The organism is Vibrio sp. AH4, from assembly GCF_030710545.1.
Taxonomy (GTDB): Bacteria; Pseudomonadota; Gammaproteobacteria; order Enterobacterales; family Vibrionaceae; genus Vibrio; species Vibrio metoecus.
In genome coordinates this window covers 852,418-878,110 of record NZ_JALAIV010000003.1, presented here as the reverse complement: position 1 = coordinate 878,110, position 25,693 = coordinate 852,418, and the positions used below count along the sequence as shown (strand labels likewise).

General features: G+C 43.4%; 30 protein-coding genes, 3 pseudogenes and 1 CRISPR repeat array. Of the genes and pseudogenes, 29 read left to right on the top strand and 4 right to left on the bottom strand.

Going from position 1 to position 25,693, the window contains the following annotated elements; translation table 11 throughout:
* Complete coding sequence (gene gcvH / locus MKA69_RS17335; RefSeq protein ID WP_305848561.1) at positions 1–381, bottom strand: glycine cleavage system protein GcvH; 381 nt, start codon at positions 379–381, stop codon at positions 1–3.
* 36 nt (positions 382–417) lie between these two features.
* Entirely contained in the window at positions 418–1,725 is a 1,308-nt protein-coding gene (locus tag MKA69_RS17330; RefSeq protein ID WP_000993296.1) for a serine hydroxymethyltransferase, read from the bottom strand.
* A gap of 387 nt (positions 1,726–2,112) precedes the next feature.
* Between MKA69_RS17330 and MKA69_RS17325 the strand changes: the two genes are divergently transcribed.
* The 6 genes from MKA69_RS17325 to rplT all read left to right on the top strand — a co-directional run bounded on the left by MKA69_RS17325 (position 2,113) and on the right by rplT (position 7,580).
* Positions 2,113–2,736 (top strand): helix-turn-helix domain-containing protein, encoded by a 624-nt coding sequence (locus MKA69_RS17325; RefSeq protein WP_305848560.1) that lies wholly within the window; start codon positions 2,113–2,115, stop codon positions 2,734–2,736.
* A 243-nt stretch (positions 2,737–2,979) separates the two neighbouring features.
* Entirely contained in the window at positions 2,980–4,110 is a 1,131-nt protein-coding gene (gene gcvT, locus MKA69_RS17320; protein WP_305848559.1) for a glycine cleavage system aminomethyltransferase GcvT, read from the top strand.
* A gap of 293 nt (positions 4,111–4,403) precedes the next feature.
* Complete coding sequence (thrS, locus tag MKA69_RS17315; RefSeq protein ID WP_305848558.1) at positions 4,404–6,332, top strand: threonine--tRNA ligase; 1,929 nt, start codon at positions 4,404–4,406, stop codon at positions 6,330–6,332.
* Positions 6,333–6,335: 3 nt separating this feature from the next.
* Positions 6,336–6,887, top strand: a complete 552-nt coding sequence (gene infC / locus MKA69_RS17310; RefSeq protein ID WP_001894072.1) for a translation initiation factor IF-3 — start codon at positions 6,336–6,338, stop codon at positions 6,885–6,887.
* 103 nt (positions 6,888–6,990) lie between these two features.
* The gene (rpmI, locus tag MKA69_RS17305) at positions 6,991–7,185 is read left to right on the top strand and encodes a 50S ribosomal protein L35 (protein ID WP_001885060.1); all 195 of its coding nucleotides are present in this window, start codon (positions 6,991–6,993) and stop codon (positions 7,183–7,185) included.
* Positions 7,186–7,226: 41 nt separating this feature from the next.
* Positions 7,227–7,580 (top strand): 50S ribosomal protein L20, encoded by a 354-nt coding sequence (gene rplT / locus MKA69_RS17300; RefSeq protein ID WP_001138367.1) that lies wholly within the window; start codon positions 7,227–7,229, stop codon positions 7,578–7,580.
* 81 nt (positions 7,581–7,661) lie between these two features.
* Here the strand turns inward: rplT and intIA are convergent, their stop codons facing one another.
* Positions 7,662–8,624 carry an integron integrase IntIA gene (gene intIA / locus MKA69_RS17295; protein WP_000841999.1) on the bottom strand — a complete coding sequence of 321 codons (963 nt, stop codon included), beginning with the start codon at positions 8,622–8,624 and terminating at the stop codon, positions 7,662–7,664.
* A gap of 246 nt (positions 8,625–8,870) precedes the next feature.
* Between intIA and MKA69_RS17290 the strand changes: the two genes are divergently transcribed.
* From MKA69_RS17290 to MKA69_RS17250, 8 genes and pseudogenes are all read left to right on the top strand, one after another.
* Positions 8,871–9,185 carry a DUF4144 domain-containing protein gene (locus tag MKA69_RS17290; protein ID WP_305848557.1) on the top strand — a complete coding sequence of 105 codons (315 nt, stop codon included), beginning with the start codon at positions 8,871–8,873 and terminating at the stop codon, positions 9,183–9,185.
* A 167-nt stretch (positions 9,186–9,352) separates the two neighbouring features.
* The gene (locus MKA69_RS17285; protein ID WP_198041669.1) at positions 9,353–9,658 is read left to right on the top strand and encodes a hypothetical protein; all 306 of its coding nucleotides are present in this window, start codon (positions 9,353–9,355) and stop codon (positions 9,656–9,658) included.
* Positions 9,659–10,375: 717 nt separating this feature from the next.
* Positions 10,376–10,556 (top strand): annotated as a pseudogene (locus MKA69_RS17275) (DUF645 family protein).
* 198 nt (positions 10,557–10,754) lie between these two features.
* The gene (locus MKA69_RS17270; protein ID WP_305848556.1) at positions 10,755–11,171 is read left to right on the top strand and encodes a lysozyme inhibitor LprI family protein; all 417 of its coding nucleotides are present in this window, start codon (positions 10,755–10,757) and stop codon (positions 11,169–11,171) included.
* 310 nt (positions 11,172–11,481) lie between these two features.
* Positions 11,482–11,662, top strand: a pseudogene (locus MKA69_RS17265) (DUF645 family protein).
* A gap of 199 nt (positions 11,663–11,861) precedes the next feature.
* Positions 11,862–12,848 carry a hypothetical protein gene (locus tag MKA69_RS17260; RefSeq protein ID WP_305848555.1) on the top strand — a complete coding sequence of 329 codons (987 nt, stop codon included), beginning with the start codon at positions 11,862–11,864 and terminating at the stop codon, positions 12,846–12,848.
* A gap of 744 nt (positions 12,849–13,592) precedes the next feature.
* Entirely contained in the window at positions 13,593–13,775 is a 183-nt protein-coding gene (locus MKA69_RS17255) for a DUF645 family protein (RefSeq protein ID WP_305848554.1), read from the top strand.
* A 196-nt stretch (positions 13,776–13,971) separates the two neighbouring features.
* Positions 13,972–14,394 carry a DUF5677 domain-containing protein gene (locus tag MKA69_RS17250; protein ID WP_305848553.1) on the top strand — a complete coding sequence of 141 codons (423 nt, stop codon included), beginning with the start codon at positions 13,972–13,974 and terminating at the stop codon, positions 14,392–14,394.
* On the opposite strand, the gene MKA69_RS17245 is transcribed toward MKA69_RS17250, so the two are convergent.
* Positions 14,391–15,541, bottom strand: a protein-coding gene (locus tag MKA69_RS17245) for an IS3 family transposase (protein WP_305847673.1) whose coding sequence is annotated in 2 segments (ribosomal slippage) — positions 14,391–15,298 and positions 15,298–15,541 — 1,152 coding nt in all. Because the reading frame shifts where the segments join, the coding sequence is not laid out codon by codon here. The genes MKA69_RS17250 and MKA69_RS17245 overlap by 4 nt on opposite strands.
* A gap of 105 nt (positions 15,542–15,646) precedes the next feature.
* Between MKA69_RS17245 and MKA69_RS17240 the strand changes: the two genes are divergently transcribed.
* The 15 genes and pseudogenes from MKA69_RS17240 (at position 15,647) to MKA69_RS17170 (ending at position 25,545) form a co-directional block, all read left to right on the top strand.
* On the top strand, positions 15,647–16,069 hold the full coding sequence (locus MKA69_RS17240) for a hypothetical protein (protein WP_305848552.1): 423 nt from the start codon (positions 15,647–15,649) through the stop codon (positions 16,067–16,069).
* Positions 16,070–16,263: 194 nt separating this feature from the next.
* On the top strand, positions 16,264–17,025 hold the full coding sequence (locus MKA69_RS17235; RefSeq protein ID WP_114794445.1) for an ORF6N domain-containing protein: 762 nt from the start codon (positions 16,264–16,266) through the stop codon (positions 17,023–17,025).
* A 146-nt stretch (positions 17,026–17,171) separates the two neighbouring features.
* Positions 17,172–17,771 carry a pentapeptide repeat-containing protein gene (locus MKA69_RS17230; protein ID WP_305848551.1) on the top strand — a complete coding sequence of 200 codons (600 nt, stop codon included), beginning with the start codon at positions 17,172–17,174 and terminating at the stop codon, positions 17,769–17,771.
* 322 nt (positions 17,772–18,093) lie between these two features.
* Positions 18,094–18,255: a DUF645 family protein gene (locus MKA69_RS17225; RefSeq protein WP_114710095.1), complete on the top strand. Its 162-nt coding sequence runs from the start codon at positions 18,094–18,096 to the stop codon at positions 18,253–18,255.
* Positions 18,256–18,857: 602 nt separating this feature from the next.
* Entirely contained in the window at positions 18,858–19,235 is a 378-nt protein-coding gene (locus MKA69_RS17220; RefSeq protein ID WP_083150902.1) for a hypothetical protein, read from the top strand.
* 153 nt (positions 19,236–19,388) lie between these two features.
* Positions 19,389–19,928: a restriction endonuclease gene (locus MKA69_RS17215; protein ID WP_148504872.1), complete on the top strand. Its 540-nt coding sequence runs from the start codon at positions 19,389–19,391 to the stop codon at positions 19,926–19,928.
* 279 nt (positions 19,929–20,207) lie between these two features.
* Positions 20,208–20,476: direct repeats of the CRISPR family, unit length 29 nt; unit sequence GTTCACTGCCGCACAGGCAGCTTAGAAAT.
* Positions 20,477–20,662: 186 nt separating this feature from the next.
* Positions 20,663–21,286 carry a DUF1349 domain-containing protein gene (locus MKA69_RS17210; protein ID WP_043993107.1) on the top strand — a complete coding sequence of 208 codons (624 nt, stop codon included), beginning with the start codon at positions 20,663–20,665 and terminating at the stop codon, positions 21,284–21,286.
* Between the two features lie 192 nt (positions 21,287–21,478).
* Positions 21,479–21,640: a DUF3709 domain-containing protein gene (locus MKA69_RS17205; RefSeq protein ID WP_142542337.1), complete on the top strand. Its 162-nt coding sequence runs from the start codon at positions 21,479–21,481 to the stop codon at positions 21,638–21,640.
* Positions 21,641–21,861: 221 nt separating this feature from the next.
* The gene (locus tag MKA69_RS17200; protein ID WP_142565532.1) at positions 21,862–22,023 is read left to right on the top strand and encodes a DUF3709 domain-containing protein; all 162 of its coding nucleotides are present in this window, start codon (positions 21,862–21,864) and stop codon (positions 22,021–22,023) included.
* On the top strand, positions 22,017–22,277 hold the full coding sequence (locus tag MKA69_RS17195) for a DUF3709 domain-containing protein (protein WP_248445847.1): 261 nt from the start codon (positions 22,017–22,019) through the stop codon (positions 22,275–22,277). The genes MKA69_RS17200 and MKA69_RS17195 overlap by 7 nt, the downstream gene beginning before the upstream one ends.
* Positions 22,278–22,654: 377 nt before the next feature.
* Positions 22,655–22,915 carry a DUF3709 domain-containing protein gene (locus tag MKA69_RS17190; RefSeq protein WP_233422772.1) on the top strand — a complete coding sequence of 87 codons (261 nt, stop codon included), beginning with the start codon at positions 22,655–22,657 and terminating at the stop codon, positions 22,913–22,915.
* Positions 22,916–23,184: 269 nt separating this feature from the next.
* A complete protein-coding gene (locus MKA69_RS17185) occupies positions 23,185–23,907 on the top strand; it encodes a hypothetical protein (RefSeq protein ID WP_158118961.1) in 723 nt (240 codons plus the stop codon).
* Positions 23,908–24,045: 138 nt separating this feature from the next.
* Positions 24,046–24,567 carry a cysteine hydrolase family protein gene (locus MKA69_RS17180; protein ID WP_305848549.1) on the top strand — a complete coding sequence of 174 codons (522 nt, stop codon included), beginning with the start codon at positions 24,046–24,048 and terminating at the stop codon, positions 24,565–24,567.
* A 299-nt stretch (positions 24,568–24,866) separates the two neighbouring features.
* Positions 24,867–25,043 (top strand): annotated as a pseudogene (locus MKA69_RS17175) (DUF645 family protein).
* A 259-nt stretch (positions 25,044–25,302) separates the two neighbouring features.
* On the top strand, positions 25,303–25,545 hold the full coding sequence (locus MKA69_RS17170) for a hypothetical protein (protein ID WP_000107461.1): 243 nt from the start codon (positions 25,303–25,305) through the stop codon (positions 25,543–25,545).
* Positions 25,546–25,693: the final 148 nt, after the last annotated feature.

Sequence of the window (25,693 nt, the reverse complement as noted above, 5' to 3'; positions counted from 1 at the left end):
TTAGTCTTCTTCGATTGAAGCAAGATACTCTTCAGCGTCTTTCAGATCTTTCAACTCATCTGGATCTGACATTTTCACTTTGACGATCCAACCGCCATCGTAAGGCTCTTCATTAATCAGCTCTGGGCTGTTTTGCAGCTCTTCGTTGACTTCAATCACCGCGCCAGTCACTGGGGCGTAGATGTCAGAAGCGGCTTTCACCGACTCAACCAGTGAAAAACTGTCACCAGCGTCAATTTCGGCATCGATTTCAGGTAACTCTACAAACACTACGTCACCGAGCATTTCTTGGGCGTGCTCAGAGATGCCGATGGTTACTGTACCGTCACCGTTGTCGCGAACCCATTCATGGCTTTCTGTGAACTTCAGTGTCTTGTCCATTGCGTATTCTCCAAAAAATATCGTACTGATAAAAAGCTATTGATAGAGCGGGAAGCGTTGGCACAGTGCTTTCACTTGTTTACGCACTTGTTGCTCAACGTCTGGGTTGCCTTCTGGGCTGGCCACCAAACCATCCAGAACATCCCCAATCCACTCACCGATGAGTTTGAATTCTTCACGACCGAAACCACGGCTGGTTCCGGCAGGCGTACCTAAACGAATGCCCGATGTAATCATAGGCTTCTCTTCGTCAAATGGGATGCCATTTTTGTTACACGTGATTCCGGCACGCTCTAAGGCTTGTTCAACTTGGTTGCCTTTCAAACCTTTAGGTCTAAGGTCGACCAACATGAGATGCGTATCCGTTCCGCCAGTCACAATGTCACACCCGCGAGTTTGCAACACTTCAGCCAGCACTTTTGCGTTATCGATCACCGAATCAATATAAGTACGGAATTCAGGGCCGAGCGCTTCACCAAATGCCACTGCTTTAGCGGCGATCACGTGCATCAGTGGGCCACCTTGTAAACCGGGGAACACCGCAGAATTGATCTTTTTGTGGATCTCTTCGCTGTTGGTCAAAATCATGCCGCCGCGCGGGCCACGTAGAGTTTTGTGTGTGGTAGTGGTGACGACATGAGCATGCGGCAGCGGGCTTGGATGTGCGCCAGTTGCTACCAATCCGGCAATGTGCGCCATATCGACCATTAACAGCGCGCCAACTTCGTCCGCAATCGCGCGAAATTGAGCAAAATCGATAGTGCGAGGAATGGCACTGCCGCCTGCGATGATCATTTTGGGTTTGTGCTCTAACGCCAGTGCACGAACAGAATCGTAGTTAATCTCGAGAGTTTGACGATCCACACCGTATTGCACCGCATTGAACCATTTACCTGAAAGAGCAGGGCGCGCACCATGGGTGAGATGACCGCCCGCATCCAGTGACATACCCATAATGGTATCGCCCGGTTGCAGCAGAGCAAGCATCACAGCGCCATTGGCTTGAGCGCCTGAGTGTGGTTGAACGTTTGCGTATTGACACTGAAAAAGCATTTTGGCGCGTTCGATAGCAATCTGCTCTACGCTGTCAACATGCTCACAACCGCCGTAGTAACGACGGCCGGGATAACCTTCGGCGTATTTGTTAGTCAGGCAAGTGCCTTGCGCCTGCATTACGGCTTTAGAGACGATGTTTTCAGAGGCAATCAGTTCGATCTGTTCATTTTGGCGGGTGTATTCAGCTTGAATGGCGGCAAATACCGCATCGTTGGTCGCCGCCAGTGGGGTAGAGAAGAAGTTCTCAAGGCTAACGTTGGGATAAGCTTTGTTTAGATTTGCATTCATAGTAGATGGCCTTCCAATCTGATAACCGCACTAAGATGGGGTTATCGCTCCTTTTTCTGATCGCAATACTCATCGCGATCGGCTGAGTCATTCCTAATCTTGATTGCCCTAAACCTTGGCAACATAACCCCAATCCGTAGGGTCGAAAACTCACGGTGATAAACTGAAAAATCAGCTAAGAGCCGCGAGTGATTGCATCTCTTCATCTAACAAGTCGGTAACATACTCTTTGCTTACAGAACAATCAATCAAAAATTTCCTATAGGAAACATGGTTTCTGATCTGCTTAGCAAAAGTGGCTTTATTTCTTTGTGTACTCTTTAATCAACAAATCGCTTCATGCCACAATGCTCGGCACACAGGAAGTTTTACAACCAGAGGGAAAGCATGTCAGAAGACATTTATGATGAGTACCCATCCATCACTTTGGCGCGTGAATCGGGCGAACAAGGCATCGAGCCACTCAAGCTGGGTCAGCGGATCAAAGATATCCGCACGCGATTAGGTATTACGCTTGAAGAAGCTAGCCAGCGCACTGGGCTCGCTCGCTCTACACTGAGCAAAATTGAAAACGAGCAGATTTCGCCAACCTTTCAGGCCATGCAGAAATTGGCGCATGGCTTGCAGATTGACATGCCGCAACTCTTTGAGCCACCAAAGAAAATTGTTGCGACAGGGCGGCGAGACATTACCCGTAAAGAAGCAGGAAAACCGCACCCAACACAAACCTATGAACATGAATTGCTCGCGACTCAACTTTCTAACAAAAAGATGATGCCGTTCAAAAGCCGTGTGCGTGCCAGAGCGTTTGAAGAGTACAGCGATTGGGTGCGTCACGATGGTGAAGAGTTTTTGCTGATCCTCGAAGGTGCAGTGATGTTCTACAGCGAATTTTATGAGCCAGTACATTTGGCGGAAGGGGACAGTGTGTATTACGACGCCAACATGGGACACATGCTGGTTTCGGTGAGTGAAGAAGATGCGCTGATTCTCTGGGTAACCGCAAGATAGCGTGTTTCCTATCCGAAAGATCCGCTTATAGAGACAGAGAAAGTGGAGTCGATCGGTAGTGATTTTTGATAACCGTTTCTTAACAATGTTGTTAACTGTGATGGTGAGCACTGTTTTAATTTGGTGAATCCTCTAAAACGAGCTCGGCTTGTTTATTATCGGAAACATAGTTTCCTCACTAAAGGAATCTTGCCACGGTAGATTGCGCCAAAAGCGCAGCTTTGGCTTATATGGAGAACAAGAATGACTGAACAACACGAAACCTTACTGACGACACCGCTACATGCGCTACACATTGAAGTTGGCGCAAAGATGGTGCCTTTTGCGGGCTACGATATGCCAGTTCAATATGCCCTTGGGGTGAAAAAAGAGCATTTACACACCCGTGAAGCAGCCGGTCTGTTTGATGTTTCCCACATGGGGCAACTGCGTTTGTACGGTGCTCAAGCGGCTGCCGCATTAGAAAGCTTGGTTCCGGTTGATATTATTGATCTCCCTGCTGGCAAACAGCGTTATGCGTTTTTCACCAATGCCCAAGGTGGCATCATGGACGATTTGATGGTGGCCAATATGGGGGATCATCTATTTGTAGTGGTGAACGCGGCGTGTAAAGCGCAAGACATTGCTCATCTAAAAACGCATCTGCCTGCGGATGTTGAGATGGAAGTGATTGAAGATCGTGCTCTGCTCGCGCTGCAAGGTCCGAAAGCCGCGCAAGTGCTCGCACGTTTGCAACCTGCCGTTGCCAAGATGCTGTTTATGGATGTTCAACTCCTTGAGATCGATGGTGCAGAATGTATTGTCAGTCGCAGTGGCTACACCGGTGAAGATGGCTACGAAATCTCAGTGCCTGCAGATAAAGCGGCGGCACTAGCTCGTAAACTCACTGATTTTGCAGAAGTAGAGTGGATTGGCCTTGGCGCGCGCGACTCACTGCGTTTGGAGTGTGGCTTGTGTCTCTATGGACACGATCTTGACCCAACCACAACGCCAGTCGAAGCTAGCTTGCTGTGGGCGATTCAGCCTGTTCGCCGCAAAGGTGGTGCGCGTGAAAGTGGTTTCCCTGGTGCAGAGATTATTCTCAGCCAGATTGAAACCAAACAAGTCAGCCGTAAACGCGTAGGTTTGGTCGGACAAACCAAAGCACCAGTACGCGAAGGCACCGAGCTGTTTGATGCGCAGGGCAACAAAATTGGTGTTGTGACCAGTGGTACTGCAGGCCCAACGGCCGACAAACCAGTTTCAATGGCTTATGTCAGCAATGAGCACGCCGTTTTAGGCAGTGAAGTGTTTGCCGAAGTGCGCGGGAAGATGCTGCCAATGACTGTCGAAAAAATGCCTTTTGTGCCTCAGCGTTATTATCGCGGAGCATAATCTAATCAGTGTCGTTCCTATGAATAGCGCTTATTAACAAAGGAAGGGAAACCTTCCTTTGTGCTTTTTGAAACCTAGGTTTACAGCCTGAGCTAACCGAGAAAGCGGTTGTCATTTCAGCTTATTGGTTTATGATGCTGCAACGTACTTAAGCTGGTGCATCCGTATTTGCGCCAAAATTTGTACCGAATTTTTTGAACTCGTTACGCCGCTATTTATTACAGAATGAATTTAAAGCGTAATTTTTTCACACAAGTGTTGCTTGGTGTGCAACACCACTGTAAGGATAATACATGCCTATTATTACTCTTCCTGACGGTAGTCAGCGTCATTTTGACAACCCAGTATCTACTCTCGAAGTTGCCCAATCTATCGGTCCAGGTCTTGCGAAAGCGACCATTGCAGGTCGTGTGAATGGTGCTCGCGTTGATGCTTGCGATCTGATTGAACACGATGCCAGCCTAGAAATCATCACGACTAAAGATGAAGTAGATGGTCTGGAAATCGTGCGTCACTCATGTGCGCACTTGCTTGGCCATGCGCTTAAGCAACTTTACCCAAATGCGAAAATGGCGATCGGTCCAACCATCGACAGCGGTTTTTACTACGACATCGATCTTGAGCAGTCTCTCTCTCAAGAAGATCTTGAGAAAATCGAAGCTCGCATGGTTGAGTTAGCAAAAACCAAATACGCGGTTGTCAAAAAGAAAGTGAGCTGGCAGGAAGCGCGCGATACCTTTGAATCGCGTGGCGAAAGCTACAAAATCGAAATTCTTGATGAAAACGTGGCGCGTGATGATCGTCCAGGTCTTTACCATCACGAAGAATACATCGACATGTGTCGTGGTCCACACGTACCGCACATGGGCTTTTGTCAAAACTTCAAATTGCTGAACATTGCTGGTGCATACTGGCGTGGTAACAGCGACAACAAAATGCTGCAACGTATCTACGGTACCGCGTTCCATGATAAGAAAGCTCTCCAAGCGCATTTAACTCGCCTTGAAGAAGCAGCAAAACGTGACCATCGTAAAATCGGTAAGCAACTTGATCTGTTCCATATGCAGCAAGAAGCGCCGGGCATGGTGTTCTGGCACCACAATGGTTGGTCAATCTTCCGTGATCTGGAAATCTTTATTCGTCAAAAATTGAACGAATACGGTTACCAAGAAGTAAAAGGTCCATTGATGATGGATCGCGTGCTTTGGGAACGTTCAGGTCACTGGGACAAATACGCTGATGCGATGTTCACCACTTCATCAGAAAACCGTGAATACGCGATCAAGCCGATGAACTGTCCGGGTCACATCCAGATTTTCAACCAAGGTTTGAAATCTTACCGTGATCTGCCATTGCGCATGGCTGAGTTTGGTTCCTGTCATCGTAACGAGCCATCGGGTTCACTACATGGCATCATGCGTGTGCGTGGGTTTACTCAAGATGATGCACATATCTTCTGTACTGAAGACCAAATTCAGCAAGAAGTGACTTCGTGCATCAAGATGGTGTATGACACCTACACGACTTTTGGCTTCCAAAACATCGTGGTGAAGCTGTCTACTCGCCCTGAAAAGCGCGTGGGTAGCGATGAAATTTGGGACAAATCAGAACAAGCGCTGATCGATTCTCTGAAGGCAATGGAAATTCCATTTGAAATTCAGGAAGGCGAAGGTGCGTTCTATGGTCCGAAAATTGAGTTTACACTCTATGACTGTTTAGATCGTGCATGGCAATGTGGTACAGTGCAGCTCGATTTCAACTTGCCTACACGTTTAGGTGCCACTTACGTTGGTGAAAGCAATGAACGCTTAATTCCGGTGATGATCCACCGGGCGATTTTGGGTTCACTTGAACGCTTTATCGGTATTCTGATTGAAGAATACGCAGGATTCTTCCCAACTTGGTTGGCGCCAGAGCAGGCTGTTGTTGTAAATATCACGGATAAACAAGCCGACTATGCTCATGAAGTCGCTCAAAAGCTACAAAAATGTGGCATTCGAGCAAAAGCGGACTTGAGAAATGAGAAAATAGGCTTTAAAATCCGCGAACACACTTTGAAGCGTGTTCCGTACATGTTAGTTTGTGGCGACCAAGAGATGGAAGCCGGCGAAATTGCAGTACGTACACGTAAAGGTAAAGATCTTGGTAAATTTAAATTGGATGATTTTATCGAACATATCCAAGCTGAGATTGTAAGCCGTAAGCTTAATCTGGAGGAATAAACTATTAAAGGCGGAAGACGTGGCCAAGTTCCGGTCAAGCAAAACCAGCACCGTTTAAACGGTGAAATTCGTGGCGTTCGTGAAGTTCGTTTAACTGGCGCAGACGGTGAGTCTGTAGGTATCGTTTCGATCCAAGAAGCACTGGCTACAGCTGAAGAATCTGGTTTGGATCTCGTTGAGATCAGCCCTAACGCCGAGCCACCAGTCTGTCGTGTTATGGACTATGGCAAGTTCCTCTTTGAGAAGAGCAAGGCTACAAAAGAGCAGAAGAAGAAGCAAAAGCAGATCCAGATTAAGGAACTCAAATTCCGCCCTGGAACTGATGTGGGAGATTATCAGGTAAAACTACGCAACCTGATCCGTTTCCTAGAAGAAGGCAACAAAGTGAAAGTAACTATTCGCTTCCGTGGCCGAGAGATGGCTCACCAAGACATCGGTGTAGACGTTTTGAATCGACTGAAAGAGGACACTGACGAATTCGCAGTGGTTGAGTCTTTCCCGACCAAAATTGAAGCACGCCAGATGATCATGGTGTTAGCCCCTAAAAAGAAGTAATTAACGGCATTACAAGTAATGAACCTAGCCGTTGAAAGGCGGCTGGGTTTTATTCGCCTTAATTACATTGTTATTTAACTACTACAATGCGGAGTTATTCATCATGCCTAAGATGAAAAACAACAAAGGTGCTGCTAAGCGTTTCAAGAAAACTGCTGGTGGTATTAAGTACAAGCACGCTACTAAACGTCACATTCTGACTAAGCGTACTACTAAGAACAAGCGTCAGCTGCGTCCAAACGCCATTCTGCCTAAGTGCGAACTGGCTGCTGTAGCACGTATGCTTCCATACGCTTAATTCTTTTTAGTTTAATATTCGTTTAGTTTAGGAGAGACATAATGCCTCGCGTAAAACGTGGTGTACAAGCTCGTGCACGTCATAAGAAAGTTTTAAAACAAGCTAAAGGTTACTACGGTGCACGTTCACGTGTTTATCGTGTAGCGTTCCAAGCAGTTATTAAAGCTGGTCAATACGCTTACCGTGACCGTCGCGCTAAGAAACGTCAATTCCGTCAACTGTGGATTGCACGTATCAACGCAGCTTCTCGTCAAAATGGTCTATCTTACAGCCGTTTCATCAACGGTCTGAAGAAAGCATCTATCGAGATCGATCGTAAGATCCTTGCTGATATCGCAGTATTCGACAAAGCAGCATTCGCTGTTCTCGTTGAAAAGGCGAAAGGCGCTCTGTAATATAGCGTGTTATTAAGAAAGGGGAGCATTTATGCTCCCTTTTTTCTATCTAATGTTTTGGTATTTGTAACAATATCAAATTTATAGTCGTGATAATGGACTCAGTACGCCACTGGCTCCTCGATCTAAGACATGGGTATAAATCTGTGTTGTTTTCACATCAGTATGCCCCAGTTGTTCTTGTACGGTTCGAATATCAGCACCTACTTCAAGCAAATGTGTCGCAAATGAATGCCTGAGAGTGTGACAAGTAACAGTTTTTTCAATCCCCGCTTCTTGAGCCGATCTTCTCACCGCTTTTTGTAGTACCGTTTCGTTCATATGATGACGGCGCATGACATCAGATTCCGGATCTAGAGATAACTGAAAGGATGGAAAAAGATAATGCCAACGAAACTCATAAGGAGCATTCGGATATTTTTCTTTTAAGGCTGTTGGCAACCAAACTCCACCGTAATTTTTTTGGTGCAAGTCTCTATCGTAATAGCGTTTTACCAGCGCAATTTGCTCTTTAAGATGGGGATAGAGTTCTTTCGCTAGAGTGACAGTGCGATTTTTCCCACCTTTACCTTGCCATATTCTGATCGCACCATAGTCAAAGTCGACATCCTGAACCCTTAAACGAATACATTCCATCAAGCGTAAACCTGAACCGTAGAGTAACTTGATGGGTAGCTGATACTTAGGATCAACAACTTCAAGCAATCGTCGAATTTCATCTCTAGTCAATACAACCGGTAACTTTCGTTCTAGTTGCGAGCGTTGGAAGCGGATCTCAAGAGAAAGGGGTGTTTTCAGAATTTCTTTGTATAGAAAACTGAGTGAGTTCAAGGCCAGTGACTGAGTCTTTGTGGCCACTTTACCTTGCACGGCCAAGTAGGTTAAAAACTCTTCGACTTCTTGATCTCCCATCAAACTAGGGTGTTTTTTATTATGAAAATGAATGTAACGTGTGATCCAATGAAGGTAAGCTTCTATAGTTTTTTTGGCATAGTATCGAGTTTGCATAAATTCGCGAACACTTAACAAAAACTGGGATTTCATATAGTTCTCACTGAATTTTTACCTGGTTATTCATACAGTATTCATTGGTTGTTTTTATGTCAAGAGACTAAGGGGTTAGCCGCGGTATATATAATGAGATTTATGGTCACTGTGATACTCAACATACTGATTTAGATGGTTGTTATGGTAGTATGCACTCAGTGGTCTATTAATTAGATAGCGGTAGCCTACCAGCTGGAAAGGTAAGAAGCTGCCTAGAAAGCGTTATGTTTATCGGAGAAGTTCATGGTCAATTGGCCTTGTATTTTGAAATTAGATGGTGACGATGAGCTTGTTTATTTGGACTCTGAGGCTGATTTGAATTGCGAGTGTGTGGATCTGATCGTTAGTCCGAGCGATCGAGTCATTGATTCTGAAGGTTTTGTCTATTCAATAGTTTCAAATAACTCAGCAGTTAGCTTGATTGGAAATTCAACCCAGATTTCAGCAGAGGAAGCGTCTAGGTTGATTCAACGTCATGAGTTTTGTTTAGCGGAAGTCTGTTTGACAAAAATTCAGTTTAAAACAGTCGCTGAAGCATTTAACTGTTTGAAATCTTAGGCTAAATAAACATAACAAGCACCTCAAGAGGGACTGTCAACGCGTGGCGTTTCCAGTCCCATTGAGCCGCGGTGGTTTCGGCTGTTGTGTTTGAGTTTAGTGTTAATGCGTTGTCAGCCCCTTAGGCGGGCGTTATGTGCTTTTGCCTAGAAATTAGGAAATTCACAATGATTAAGTTACGTCAAAGTGGAAAGGTGTTCAGTATGGATAGTTTTGAGTCAAAAGGTGAGTTGTTACGAAATCACGCCAAAGGTTTAGTTGTTGAGTTTATGCAAAGTCATCCTGACTGCTCCCCAAACAGCCTTGGAATGAAGCAGGCAGAAATTTTTAGGCGTTGTGGTCTTGGCTGGGGAGAGCAGCGTAAAGCAAGCCCATCGAACCAGCAATATTGGCTAGTAGCCTTGCTACGACAGCTTGAGCAAGAAGGTGTAGTTGTTCAGGTGGTAGAGTCTGGTCCTTGGAGACTCTGCTAACTCAAAGAGTACGCACATAACAAACGGTTCAAGAGGGACAACCAACGCGTGGCATTTTTACTATGCGTTGGTTTTTGTGGTTACTGTGTTATGCGGAAGCTTGGTGTAGCGTTGGTTGCCCCTTAACCGGGCGTTAGGTCACGACGGGATCACATGAGCAATGTAAGATGGTGTCGAGTGAGTATTGAAGAGCAAATAGGGCATAGAGGAAATAAGGCAAAAAGGACGAATATTAGTCATTTCTATGATACCCTTGAGGCGCTTTCGTGCGCACCTTAATCGGGGCACGATTGAAGAGTGACGCCCGCAAGACCTCAAGGTAGAGCTATGACAAATACTTCGGCTTCGATTTTTGTCTTTTTCTTCAATTCCATTTGATAATCAATAATTAACGAGAGACCTTGTACGAATTTGGTCGTGACCTAACAATCGATTCAAGACAGATTCGCAACGCATAGCATTAGCGTCATGCTTGAACATGAGTGTTTACGTTGTTATGCGTTGAGTTGGTTTAGGCGTTGCTCACTGCTTAATCGGGCGTTAGCTTCTTAAAGGCTGGAATCATAAAAATCCAAACTCAATCGTTCTGAAAAATCAGCTTTTAGCGTTCAACTTGCACAAGTTGGCTTTCGAGTTTGTCGGATTCTGACTTGGTAGAAAGTGTTGAATGCTCAGCAGTTTCAAAGTCGCTGAAAACCATCAAGTTTCGATGCTTCAATGTTGTTGGATGCTCCACACGGAAAGTTTCGTTTCACAAAGGCTGCATTGTCGCTGAAATCGCGCTTTCTTTGTCGGAAATTCGGTAAGTGGCCAACTTAACCTTGATCACTGCGAGTTTTGGCTGCTCACTTCACAGCTTTTGGTGTTGGACGTGTGTTTGAGTGATGCTTTTGCGTAAAATGCATTTCAAGCAAATATGTTTAAAAAATCATTGGTAAACAATGGGCTACGAAGCTAACAAACGCCTCAAAGGGACTTCCAACGCGTGGCGTTTTCAGTCCCAATGAGCCGCGGTGGTTGCATTTGTTGTGTTTGAGTTTAGTGGTGATGCGTTGTCAGCCCCTTAGGCGGGCGTTATGTGCTTTCGGAGAAAACGATGAATAAGTGTCTAATCATCATATTAGCTAGTCTTTCGCTTGGTGCTCTTGCTGAAGAAGAGTCCATTGACTGTGATAATGCGATGACCACAATCGAGATAAACCAATGTGCCGCTATTGAATTAGAGTCAGCACAAGTTAAATTAGACAAATATCTAAACACTAGCTTTGAGCACAACTCTCATGACCCAGAACTGATCGCAGCAATTAAGCTTGCTCAACAGGATTGGCAAGCATATATGTCCTCTCACTGTGATTCGGTTTATACGCAATGGCGTGATGGAACTATTCGTGGAATTATGGCGATATCGTGCAAAACTAAGTTAACTAAGCAAAGAACGCACGAGTTATGGGAAAACTTTTTAACTTATATGGACAGTACACCACCAGTTTTACCGGAGCCAAGTGTAGAGTAGGTTTCAACCACGCACATAACAAACTGTTCAAGAGGGATTCGCAACGCGTGGTATTTTTACTATGCGTTGTTTTTAGTGATTAAGGTGGTATGCGGCGGCTTCGGTATTGCGTTGCTCACCCCTTAACAGGGCGTTAGCTTCTTAAAGGCTAAAATCATCAAAATCCAAACTTCTTGTTCTTAAAAATCAGCTTTTAGTGTTCAAATTGCACAATTTGGCATTTGAATTTTGCTAGATGCTGATTTGGTAGAAAGTGTTGAATGCTCAGCAGTTTCAAAGTCGCTGAAACCCATCAAGTTTCGATGCTTCAATGTTGTTGGATGCTCCACACGGAAAGTTTCGTTTCACAAAGGCTGCATTGTCGCTGAAATCGCGCTTTCTTTGTCGGAAATTCGGTAAGTGGCCAACTTAACCTTGATCGCTGCGAGTTTTGGTTGCTCACTTCACAGCTTTTGGTGTTGGACGTGTGTTTGAGTGATGCTTTTGCGTAAAATGCATTTCAAGCAAATTTGTTTAAAAATCATTGGTAAACAATGGGCTACGAAGCTAACAAACGCCTCAAAGGGACTGCCAACGCGTGGCGTTTTCAGTCCCATTGAGCCGCGGTGGTTACGGTTGTTGTGTTTGAGTTTAGTGGTAATGCGTTGCCAGCCCCTTAGGCGGGCGTTAAATGCACGAGGAATAATTAGGATGAGAGAAGCTCAAAGAATGAAGTTGTTTCGTTCTAAAGTTGGAAAAGCTGAGAAAGCATCGAATAGACGTAGCTATATTTGTATGAAAAGAGGCTGTGCGAATAAAGCAATTAAATCCCACTCCCAACAAAAAATGTGTCAACTAGCATCAATAGCCGAGGACTCTTGGGTATACAGTATCGATAAAGGGCTATACCAAATGTTTTCGGGTAAACCCCGAGAGATTCTTGTGAAAAAGACAATAACAGAATCTAGTCGTTATAAAGGTTATTGCAATGGACACGATACGGAAATATTTTCAGAGATTGAAAATGATAATCTTGATGTGTCGTTGGCAAAGCATAACTTATTATTATTGCTACGCTGCGTTAGTTATGAGGTCGCAAATAAAAGAGATGCGTACCTCAGACAACAAGACTTATTGGAGCATGCTGGTGAATTGATGTCATGGGATGGTCGTAAAAACTACGAGGCATCTGGTTTTGGTATGAGACTGTTCCTTGAGAAAGATGCACCTTATTACTTTGAATTGTTAGACCAAATTGAAAGCTCAGGCTGTTACGATGGCATCGAATTCAATTCGTTCACTATCAATAAAAATTTGGGAGTATCAAGTACGACTTGTTTTTCCCCATTTAGAACTCAGCATAGTGATTGGATGTCGGAGAACTTCGATAAACCTCAGCCCTTTGTTTCGTTAAGTGTCGTTCCTACCCTAGATAAGACTCATGTATCATTCTGTTGGTTTAAGGAATTTAGTCAGCATTGTTCCGAGTTTCGACTCCTTACTCCGGAAAGCGCGAATATAATCGAATTAATCAATATGTATATCTTTACTGAATCTGAGGATGTTTGTGTAGCCCCTTCTTTGTGGGAAAAGTTGACCTCTAGTGAACGACAGCAAATATACAAACATATGGGGAACAGCGATACACTAGAAAACTTACCAAATATTCCGTTGGTACTGGAAGCAAAGTGCATTTAACAAACAATTTAAGAGTGATTCAGCACGCGTGGCATTTTTATTATGCGTTGATTTTAGTGATTAAGGTGGTATGCGGTAGCATTGGTATTGCGTGCTTCACACCTTAATTGGGCGTTATGTGCTTTTTTGTTCAACATACCTTTTCTTCTTATTCATCCCTAATTAATTCAGTTTGTTACGTTCTCTTTGTCATGACTTTTATTGAATGCTGTTTGGCATAATATGCCCCCAAGGCGCCGACTCTTAATCTAGACAGACCTGCATTTGTCGTAAGCAAAATCGTTGGCTATTCAGTCTATTACCCTTACTTAAAGGGTTTGAGGATCCCGATACTCTTACTGATGACCATTGTAAGAAACTCCGAATTAGAAACGTAAAGCGGTGTAAGCTCTCAATCGTAGGTTTCTAGAATTGAAAATATGCCATAAAAGGCATTACAGTCAGGCACATAACAAACGCTTCAAGCGGGACTGTCAACGCGTAGCGTTTCCAGTCCCATTGAACCGAAGTGGTTACGGCTGTTGGTTTAAGCTGTGCGGTAGCGTTGCCAGCCCCTTAAGCGGGCGTTAGCTTCTTAAAGGCTGGAATCATTAAAATCCAAACTCAGTCGTTCTGAAAAATCAGCTTTAAGCGTTCAAGTTGTACAATTGGGCTTTTGAGTTTTGCTTAATGTTGATGTGGTAGAAAGCGTTGAAAGTTCAGTCGTTTCAAAGTCGCTAAAAACCAACAAGCCTCGAAGCTTCAATGTTGTTGGATGCTCAACACGGTCAGTTTGGCTTTATAAAAGACTGCATCATCGCTGTGATCTGGTTTTCTTTGTCGCGGACTTTTAACCGTGGCCAACTCAACCTTGATCGTTTTGAGTTTTGGCCGCTAACTTCACAGCTTTTGGCGTTGGACGTGTGTTTGTATGATGCTTTTGCGTAAAATGCCTTTCAAGACAATGTGTTAAAAAATCATTGTTAAACAATAGGCTACGAAGCTAACAAACGCCTCAAGAGGGACTGTCAACGCGTGGTGTTTCCAGTCCCAATGAGCCGCGGTGGTTACAGTTGTTGTGTTTGAGTTTAGTGGCAGTGCGTTGCCAGCCCCTTAGGCGGGCGTTAAGTTTCACGAGGTAACTATGAACGATAGGTTTAAATCTTGGGTTGCAATGGCTAGCCATTTCATTGGTGAGCACTTTGATCATTGCAAGCCTTTTCTAGATAAAGATTTTCAAAACATGCATCCCATGGTTAGGTTTGTAAGTACCCAGTTGTATTTATCCTGTCACTTTAGCTCAGAGAGTTCGCTTATTTTGTTACAGCACGGTCAAGAGTGGGATGCTGAAATTATTAACCGTACAATAATTGAAGGTGTTACCAAGTACATCTACATGCTGAATGGCTCTGAAGAGGAAGTGCTAAAGAAAGTTAATGAATATTGGGAGATTCTTCCCAGTTACTCTGCTATTAAACGAAGTGATCGTGCGAGTTCTTTGTTAGCAGAAGTGGACCCACAAGATATGCATAATGATCTGCTCCAGCCAGACTGGACACTTCATTAAGCGACATTTTGTTGTTCAAAGTTAACTGGGCTTAGATACCCAAGAGCACTGTGCCTTCTCATCCGATTATAATCAACCTCTATATACTCGAAGATCGTTTGGCGCATCTGGTCTCTCGTCATAATCGGCTCATATTGGATCGCTTCCACTTTCATAGAATGGAAGAAGCTCTCAACACAAGCATTGTCCCAGCAATTTCCTTTCCTACTCATACTTTGTTCTAGATTATAAGCAGTTATGAGATCTCGATAATCTTTTGAGCAGTACTGACTACCTCGATCACTATGAACGATAACCTGCTCGGGGAATCCGCGACGGAACATCGCCATTGATAGCGCATCACAGACCAGCGTAGCCGTCATTCTGGTATCCATAGACCATCCAATTACTTGTCTTGAGTAAAGGTCAATAATTACCGCCAAGTACAGCCAGCCTTCGCTTGTCGCTATATAGGTGATGTCTCCAGCCCATTTTTCATTCGGAGCAGATGCGCTAAAGTTCTGAGCCAACAGGTTTGGAGCAACAGGCATTTGATGCTTGCTGTCCGTAGTGCACTTAAACTTGCGTGCCGCTTTCGGCGTTAAATCTTGACGCTTCATACTGGCAGCAATGGTTTTAACATTGTAGCTATCACCGCTCTCAGACAGTTCTTTTTGGATACGCCTTGAGCCATCTCGGCCTTTGCTGTTGGCGAAAGCTTCTTTAACTTTTGTATCAAGCTGTTGGCGAATAGCCTCACGTTGGATGGCGTTGTGTCGATGCTTAATCCAGTAATAAAACCCACTTCGGGATATCCCGAACACCTTAGCCATACGCACTATACTGAAGCACAGCAGGTGTTCGAGCATAAACTCGTAGCAATCTACTTTAGATTCTTCGCGAAGTAGGTGGCGGCCTTTTTTACAATTTCTAGCTCTTCTGCTTGCTCAGCCAACTGCCTTTTGAGCTTGGCAACCTCTGCGGCTAGCTCTTGCTCTCGCTGACTAGTACTGGTGTCTTTCTTCGAGTTCTTCCGCCACCCGTAGATTTGAGATTCGTGTAAAGAAAGCTGTCTTGCTGTCGCAGCTACTCCCACTTTATCTGCTAACTTCAGGGCTTCTGCTTTAAATTCAGGGGAATGTTTAATTCTAGTTTTCTTAGTTGTCATTGTTCACCTCGTTAGTGATTGTACTCACTTAACTCAGTGTCCAAAACTGCTGGGGCGGATCATAATTGGCTTTCAATTCAAGAACTAACACTAGAACCAGAACAAGTGGACAGTATTCGAGGTGATACAAATAAGCAGCAACGAAAACAGCTAGAACAAAAGTGGTCGTTTAGCCACATCATACAAGAATTTAGCAAGTCTAATGATACGATGCTTAACCCTTTGATCCATTTAGGCTATAACTACGGGATGAGTAGTCATCTTATCCATAAAGATGGTGACGGTGTTGCTATGGTGTGGGAGCGATGTGTACGTACGACAGAAGAACAAGCATGGGTTAAAGCTGCGCATATAGCTCGATCTATTTCTGATCTCTGCACCTTTGCTGAAATGCGTTCGCTATTTCTATTTCAGTTTTGTGGTGAAAATCCAGATTTTTCCAACACCTTAAGACAAAACTATGAGCCACTTTTTGCAAGTTTAAAAGACGCACTGCAAGAATTTAATGCCAACGAATATGAAACTTAACAATCTGTTTAAGAGTGATTCGCAACGCGTGGTATTTTTACTATGCGTTAAGTTTAGTGATTTAGGTGGTATACGGGAGCTTCAGTATTGCGTTGCTCACACCTTAACAGGGCGTTATATGCAATTGCTCACTTGAAAATCAAGTTGCTTATCCCCATAGAGTTAAAGGTCTAATATCTAATAGGAGAAGAGTCGTGAATTCAACACAAGTTGGACAGGTTACTGTTGTAGATTTGACTATCCCTGTAATTGAGTTTTCTGGCGAGCGCGTTGTGACTCTGCCTATGGTTGACACATTACATCGATTGCCTATCGGTTCTACCGCAAACCACTTTCATCAAAATCAACAGCGTTTCATTGGTGGTAAACATTATTTTCTGGCTTCCCCAAGCGAACAAAGCTTTTTCTCAAAATTTAATATCGTAATACCACCGACTGGCTTAGTTTTACTCACTGAGCGTGGGTATTCTATGCTGGTGAAAGGCTTTAACGATGATTTCTCATGGGATGTCCAAGAGCAACTATCTGATGGTTATTTTGATAGCAAAAAACCGATGTCCACTGCTGAGTTTCTTGTTCAACAATCCCAGCTAATATTAGAGCATGACAATCGAATTAAGAGTTTGGAACAAGAAAACTTAAGAACTCAGCAGCACTTACTAGATACACGACAACAAGTAAAAAAAGTGAACGAAGTTGCCAATAACGCATTACTGGCAGCAAGCGCAGCATTAGAGCATAAATTTGGACAACCAAATCACTATACTGTTATGGCATTTTGTCGAGCAAAAGGTTTAAAAATTGACCTTGCGGAAGCAAAGCTAAGAGGGGCGCGTGCTGCACAGTTAACTCGTAGTCGTTCTGGAACAATATATGAAGTCCCAGATGAACGCTTTGGTAAAGTGAACTCTTATGATGAAGCCATATTAGAAGAGATTTTTAGTGATAGGGTGTAGTTGCATATAACAAACGCCTCAAGAGGGACTGTCAACGCGTGGCGTTTCCAGTCCTATTGAGCCGCGGTGGTTGCAGTTGTTGTGTTTGAGTTTGGTGTTATGCGTTGCCAGCCCCTTAGGCGGGCGTTAGGCGATTGGAGGAAACGATGAAATCTTTGAAAAGTGGTGAGCAGTATTTAGACGTTTCCTTTGAGAAGCTTGAGCTATCAGAAAATAGTTTCAAAGACATAGAATTTGAAGAATGCCATTTTTCAGACTGTGATTTGTCTGGAGCGCAATTCCAAAATTGCAAGTTTGTAAGCTGCGAGTTTGAACGTTGTAATCTCAGTTTGGCGAGTTTCCCTAATGCACGTTTGTTTGGTGTGTCATTTCAAGATAGCAAGCTCGTGGGTATCGACTGGACAAGAGCAACGTGGCCAGTTTATCACCTAGACTTTGAGCTTAAATTTCAGCGTTGTATTTTGAACGACGCCTCATTCTTTGGGCTGACATTGAATGAGTTAACATTCGATGAGTGTAAGTTGCATGATGTGGACTTCCGTGAAGGAAATTTTGCCGGTTCAACAATGTGTTACTGCAATTTTACGCATAGTTTATTCATGCGGACTAACTTACAAAAAGTGGATTTCAGCGAGTCGACAAATTACGCAATTAATGTGTTAGAGAACCAAGTCAAAGGGGCTAAGTTTTCTCGTTATGAAGCTCTGAATTTATTGGAATGTTTAGGCATCGAGTTGGTTGATTAATCGCCTAACAAACGCCTCAAGAGGGACTGTCAACGCATGGCGTTTCCAATCCCAATGAGCCGCGGTGGTTTCGGTTGTTGTGTTTGAGTTTAGTGGTAATGCGTTGTCAGCCCCTTAGGCGGGCGTTAGCTTCTTAAAGGCTAGAATCATCAAAATCTAAGTTCATTTGTTGTGAAAAATCAGCTTTTAGTGTTCAAATTTCACAACTTGGCTTTCGAGTTTTTCTGATGCTGACTTGGTAGAAAGTGTTGAATGCTCAGCAGTTTCAAAGTCGCTGAAAACCATCAAGCTTCGATGCTTCAATGTTGTTGGATTCTCCGCACTGAAAGTTTGGTTTCATAAAGGCTGCATCATCGCTGAAAGTGTGCTTTCTTTGTCGCGGACTCTTAAACGTGGCCAACTTAGCCTTGACCGTTTTGAGTTTTGGCTGCCAACTTCACAGCTTTTGGTGTTGGACGTGTGTTTGAATGATGCTTTTACGTAAAATGCCTTTCATGAAAATGTGTTAAAAAACCATTGTTAAACAATAGGCTACGAAGCTAACAAACGCCTCAAGAGGGACTGTCAACGCGTGGCGTTTCCAGTCCCATTGAGCCGCGGTGGTTTCGGTTGTTGTTTTTGAGTTTAGTGGTAATGCGTTGCCAGCCCCTTAGGCGGGCGTTAGGTCACGACGGGATCACATGAGCAATGTAAGATGGTGTCGAGTGAGTATTGAAGAGCAAATAGGGCATAGAGGAAATAAGGCAAAAAGGACGAATATTAGTCATTTCTATGATACCCTTGAGGCGCTTTCGTGCGCACCTTAATCGGGGCACGATTGAAGAGTGACGCCCGCAAGACCTCAAGGTAGAGCTATGACAAATACTTCGGCTTCGATTTTTGTCTTTTTCTTCAATTCCATTTGATAATCAATAATTAACGAGAGACCTTGTACGAATTTGGTCGTGACCTAACAATCGATTCAAGACAGATTCGCAACGCATAGCATTAGCGTCATGCTTGAACATGAGTGTTTACGTTGTTATGCGTTGAGTTGGTTTAGGCGTTGCTCACTGCTTAATCGGGCGTTATGCAGCAAGGAGAATTATGAGACAACAGTATCATTTTCGAAGCTCAGATGAAGGGCTGTTATCGTGGGATGTTTTCCGGCTAATTGAACTAGCTAAAGATTTGCCAGTTATCGAAATCTCTCTAGCAGACATCAGTGAGTTAGACGAAGAATTTTGGTTTGAGCTAGGTGGTGCAAAACCAACCTGTAGAAATATTATAGAGCACACGAAACTCATCCAAAAAGCTGACTTATCATACCCGATCATTCTGTGTCATAAAGGTAGGGTAATGGATGGTATGCACAGAGTGTGTAAAGCAGTGTTACTTGGTCACGATACAATCCGAGCAGTCAGGTTTCCTCAATATCTAGCTCCTGATCATGTTGGCATTGAAGCTGATGAGTTACCGTATTAGAAAGCTGCATAACAAACAATTTAAGAGGGATTCCCAACGCTTGGCATTTTTGGTTCTACTTCAATTTTAGTGGTTACGGTACAATGCTTTAGGTTGGGTGGTCGCGTTGCTCACCCCTTAATTGGGCGTTATGTGAAAATCTAAGAGGCAAACATGGGCTTTTCTAATGTAAATGGTATTTCACCGGAAGAGTTTGAACTCATGGTCAAAGCTTGGTTTACAGAAGCTGGGCAAGGGTTAACGGCTTTTGATGCAAAACATCGTGAAAAATTAAGAGGGTCTGATGGTGAATATGAAATAGATGTTTTTATTTCATATGAAGCAATTGGGCTAAAAATAGACGTAATCGTAGAATGTAAAAAATATAACTATCCAATTGGTCGAGATCTTGTTCAGGTTTTAAAGTCAAAAAAGGACTCACTTGGTTCAAATAAGGCAGTATTATTTTCAACCAGTAGATTCCAATCTGGTGCTATTGAATATGCAGCAAAAAATGGTATAGCACTTATTCAAGTTGTAGATGGTAAAGTTATTTACATACAAAACTCTTTATTTCATCGAAGAGAGTTTCCGCAGGAGATTGAAAAATATGCAGGCTTGTTTTGGGGAAATAATGTGGACGGAAAACTACTTTTCCCGTTAGCTGTATCGACAAACCGAACATTTTGCTTATCGAGCTATTTAGGGTTGTAATATTTTCACATAACAAACGCCTCAAGAGGGACTGTCAACGCGTGGCGTTCCCAGTCCCATTGAGCCGCGGGGGTTACGGTTGTTGTGATTGAGTTTAGTGTTATGCGTTGCCAGCCCCTTAGGCGGGCGTTAACTGGCAATGAAATTACCCATCTTTTTTCGTTGAATTTTAACTTGTTGATTTATATTAATAATAAATCGAGTAAAAAATAAAAGGTTATTCTTAGGAATTTGATGTAATTACTATTATTAACAATAGGTTACTGCTAAAGTTTCATAGTTCACTGCCGCACAGGCAGCTTAGAAATTTATTGGCCGCAAAGAACTCGAGAACATCGAGTTCACTGCCGCACAGGCAGCTTAGAAATGAAAGATGGCGCAACCGTGGAAGATGAAGATGTTCACTGCCGCACAGGCAGCTTAGAAATTTATCGTAAGCTCCCATGCTTTGCCTTTCAGGTTCACTGCCGCACAGGCAGCTTAGAAAGTCAGAACTGGACGAAGAAGTGGGTTGAGCCGGTTCACTGCCGCACAGGCAGCTTAGAAATAGTTATAACTTTGGCATTTGGGATCGGCCAGTTAACAAACGCCTCAAAGGGACTGTCAACGCGTAGCGTTTCCAGTCCCAATGAACCGCGGTGGTTACGGCTGTTGTGTTTAGGTTTGGTTGTTATGCGTTGCCAGCCCCTTAGGCGGGCGTTATGTGAATTTTGTGAACAACAAAGAGATTGGTAATGGTAAATTTTACTGCTGGGAAGTGGATTTCTGAACCGAAAGTGAGTGAAGTCACTTCAGAGTTTGTGTCGATAACTACTGAGCCGAAAACAGATTTTTGGCAACGTTCTTATTATGGTTTTCGTAATGAAAATGCTCCTGCATTATTGATTGACTCAAAAGACAATTTCACATTTACCGCTAAGGTAAGTTTTGCTTATCAACAGCTGTTTGATCAATGTGGATTGATCGTTTATATCGATAATGAAAATTGGTTTAAAGCTTCGATAGAGTACGAAAATCAATCATTTTCTAGACTTGGTAGTGTAGTTACAAATTTAGGGTATTCAGATTGGGCAACTACCGATATCCCGCTTCCTAAAGAGATTTGGTATCGTTTAAGTCGTAGAGGGCCAGATTTTCTTATCGAATCCTCGTTTGATGGCTTGGTTTTTAACCAGATGCGTATCTTTCACTTACATCAGTTGGGAGAGACTACGATAGAAATGGGTAAATGTAATCCCCCTTTGCCGACACAAAAAGTGGCCAGTTTTGGAGTTTATGCGTGTAGTCCTTCAGAATCATCGTTTACAGCAAAATTTACCGAAATGAGCCTGGAGCCTTGTAAATGGTTAGCTCACTAGGCTCAAATTCACATAACAAACGCCTCAAGAGGGACTGTCAACGCGTGGCGTTTCCAGTCCCATTGAGCCGCGGTGGTTTCGGTTGTTGTGTTTGAGTTTAGTGTTATGCGTTGTCAGCCCCTTAGGCGGGCGTTATGCTTAATCCATAAAAATCAGCAGGTTGTGATTGTCAATTCCTTTGGCATTTCGTACATGTTTTGTCGGCAATTCAATATTGTTTTTCGCTGCCTAATGAAACGGCAATGTGTCTGTCGCTGTAAATTTCAGTGTCATTGCCTCATTGAGTTGTCGAGCCCATGCGTGGTGAGTTGGTTTGTCGGAGAGGGTCTCCACATTGGCCTAGTTGCTAAATGAAAGCCTGCATTGGTCAGTTCATAGGTAAAAGTTGAGCCAGTTCTAATTCAAGGAAACTCGGAGTTTGGCCAATGATTTCAGTTGGTTATCATTGATTTGATTCAAATGTAAAGTGTTGAAGCTTAAGCATAACAAACGCCTCAAGAGGGACTGTCAACGCGTAGCGTTTCCAGTCCCATTGAGCCGCGGTGGTTACGGTTGTTGTGGTTGAGTTTGGTGTTATGCGTTGCCAGCCCCTTAGGCGGGCGTTATGCTTAATCCATAAAAATCAGCAGGTTGTGATTGTCTATTCCTTTGGCATTTCGTTCATGTTTTGTCGGCAATTCAATATTGTTTTTCGCTGCCTAATGAAGCAGCAATGTGTCTGGCGCTGTAAATTCTGAGTGATTACCTCATTGGGTTTTTGAGTCTGCGCGAGGTTAGTATTGTTGGCTCAAGTCGCTTTGAGCAGTTTGGTGCCTTTACTTACAGGCTTAAAGTCTGTCGGCAATTGAGCATTGTTTTGCGCTGCCTAATAAAACGGCAATGTGTCTGTCGCTGTAAATTTCAGTGTTATTGCCTCATTGAGTTGTCGCGCCCATGCGTGGTGAGTGAGTTTGTCGGAGAGGGTTTCCACATTGGCCTAGTTGCTAAATGAAAGCCTGCATTGGTCAGTTCATAGGTAAAAGTTGAGCCAGTTCTAGTTCAAGAAAATTCGAGTTTTGGTCAATGATTTCAGTGGGTTATTCTTGAGTTTGTTCAAATGTAAATTGTTGAAGCTTAAGCATAACAAACGCCTCAAGAGGGACTGTCAACGCGTGGCGTTTCCAGTCCCATTGAGCCGCGGTGGTTTCGGTTGTGGTGTTTGAGTTTAGTGGTAATGCGTTGTCAGCCCCTTAGGCGGGCGTTATGCTTAATCCATAAAAATCAGCAGGTTGTGATTGTCTATTCCTTTGGCATTTCGTTCAGGTTTTGTCGGCAATTCAATATTGTTTGTCGCTGCCTAATGAAGCGGCAATGTGTCTGGCGTTGTAAATTCTGAGTGATTGCCTCATTGGGTTCTTGAGTCTGCGCGTGTTGAGTTTTGCTCTCTCAAGTCGCTTTGAGCAATTTGGTGCCTTTACTTATGGGCTGAAAGTCTGTCGGCAATTGAGCATTGTTTTTCGCTGCCTAATGAAACAGCAATGTGTCTGTCGCTTTAAGTTTCAGCATCATTGCCTCATTGAGTTGTTGTGCCCATGCGTGGTGAGTGAGTTTGTCGGAGAGGCTTTCCACATTGGCCTAGTTGCTAAATGAAAGCCTGCATTGGTCAGTTCATAGGTAAAAGCTGAGCCAGTTCTAGTTCAATGAAAGTCGAAGTTTGGTCACTGATTTCAGTGGGTTATTCTTGAGTTGGTTCAAATGTAAAGTGTTGAAGCTTAAGCATAACAAACGCCTCAAGAGGGACTGTCAACGCGTAGCGTTTCCAGTCCCATTGAGTCGAAGTGGTTACGGTTGTTGTGTTTGAGTTTAGTGTAATGCGTTGCCAGCCCCTTAGGCGGGCGTTAGGAATATGGAGATATAAATTGTTCAAAATTTTTAAGCGTAAACAAAATAAAAAGCGAAGTATTTCTTCAGATGTGTCAGATATTCATACTTCCTGGCGAGAGCTTCCTGGTTCTTTATGTCCATCAGTTGAAGATTTGAAGGTTGAAATTCTGAAACTAGAAAGAAATGTAAGGCTTTACCTTGAGAGTCGAGGAAAGTTAATGAATAAACGTTCTAGTTTGAATGAAATGCTTGGTGAGTTACCAAACTACCCATCTTACAGTGACTATCCAGAGATTTGGGCGCAACAAATTGAAAGATTAAATGAGCTCAAAGGTTATCGCAACCAGATAATTCATCACCGAGATTGCGATACACTGCCTCCGGTTGAAATACTTTATCCCAAATTCAAGAAGGCTAATGAGTTATTAACTCCGATGAGAATCTGTGACAGTAATATCGATCGATTTTCTAATAGAGGATGGAATGAGTTAGATGAGTTTCAAATGATAATTGATGATAATCTATACAGCTTAAAAGTAGCAGATATTAATAATGTTATCGCTCAACTCGACATGCATTCGCGCGGTAATATTAACTTTCAAAAGGGTCTAATGGTCGTAACCAAATATCATGACTATTTCTATGAGAACTTAACTGTGTACATTGAAGGGTATCCTCGCTTTGATTTGACTATAGATGAAACAATGACACTTAGTGACTATTTGATAAGTGCTTTAGCCGAAAGAATGTATTCCTAACAAACGCCTCAAGAGGGACTGTCAACGCGCGGCGTTTCCAGTCCCATTGAGCCGCGGTGGTTTCGGTGGTTGTGTTTGGGTTTGGTTGTTATGCGTTGTCAGCCCCTTAGGCGGGCGTTAGCCCTAGGAGGATATAATATGAAATCCGCACTTTTAGTCGTAGATGTACAACATGGAGTTTTTGGGTCAACTAATCCACCATATTTATCTGAAAATGTAATAAGTAACATTGAGAAATTATTGAGTTACGCTAGCTCGTCTGGAATTGGGATTGTATTTATACAGCACGAAATACCTGGGGTTCTAGTACCAGGAAGTGATGCTTGGGAACTGTTTTCAGGCTTAACAATTAATGCTTCCAGCTACAAGGTTCGAAAAAATACTCCAGATTCGTTTCAGAATACCGATTTAAAAGAGTACCTAGACAAAAATGGGATTGAGCATGTGCTTATATGTGGTTATTCAACAGATTTTTGTATTGATAGAACGGCGTTTAGTGCTGCAAGCAAAGGCTACAAAGTCACTTTGATAGAAGATGCTCACACAACACACAGTAAGACTCATTTGGATGCACCTTCGATTATCGCTCATCATAGCTTTACTTTGTCTAAGCATCCTAATATTGAACTTAATTCTACGGCAACGTTAACTTCGGGCTAACAAACGCCTCAAGAGGGACTGTCAACGCGTGGCGTTTCCAGTCCCATTGAGCCGCTGTGGTTACGGTTGTTGTGTTTGAGTTTAGTGGTATGCGTTGCCAGCCCCTTAGGCGGGCGTTAGCTTCTTTGAAGCAAGAATCATCAAAATCCAAGCTCAATCGTTCTGAAAAAACCGCTTTTAGCGTTCAAATTTCACAATTTGGCTTTTGAGTTTTCTTGATGCTGATTTGGTCGAGCGTGTTGAAAATTCAGTCGTTTCAAAATCGCTGAAAACTAGCAAGCATAGATGCTTCAACGCTGTTGGATGTTCAACACTCAAAGTTTGGTTTCACAAAAGGCAGCATCATCGCTGTGATCTTGCTTTCTTTGTCGCAGACTCTTAACCGTGGCTAACTTGACCTTTATTGTTTTGAGTTTTGGCTGTCAACTTCACAGCTTTTGGCGTTGGACGTGTGCTTGTTTGATGCATTTGCGTAAAATGACTCTCAAGTAAATGTGTTTAAAAAGTCATTGGTAAACAATGGGCTACGAAACTAACAAACGCCTCAAGAGGGACTGTCAACGCGTGGCGTTTCCAGTCCCAATGAGTCGCGGTGGTTACGGTTGTTGTGATTGAGTTTAGTGTTATGCGTTGTCAGCCCCTTAGGCGGGCGTTAGCTCTCTTTCAAAGTTCATCGTGGAGTCAAAAGTCCAAGCTGGATTTGAAGTTCTTTTTAGCGATATTTCAGGAGATAGTATGAGCACAAGGTTTTGTGAAAAGTGTGGGAAGAACACTGAACATAAAGAGGTGATGAAGCAAAAGCCATCGAAGTACGGTAAGTCCAAAAGAGAGCAGTTCAAAGCATTTCTAGATGGATTTTTTAGTAGTTCGGCGGCCTCTTTACCTGGTGGCGTTTCGTTAGAATTAACAGATAGATATGTGGTTTGTGCTATCTGTGGCAGCGCAACTTTAGAAAATCATGGTGAACAATTTCAATAACCTATTCGCCAAGCAGAGAGCTAACAAACGCCTCAAGAGGGACTGTCAACGCGTAGCGTTTCCAGTCCCAATGAGCCGCGGTGGTTGCAGTTGTTGTGTTTGAGTTTCGTGGTAATGCGTTGCCAGCCCCTTAGGCGGGCGTTATGTG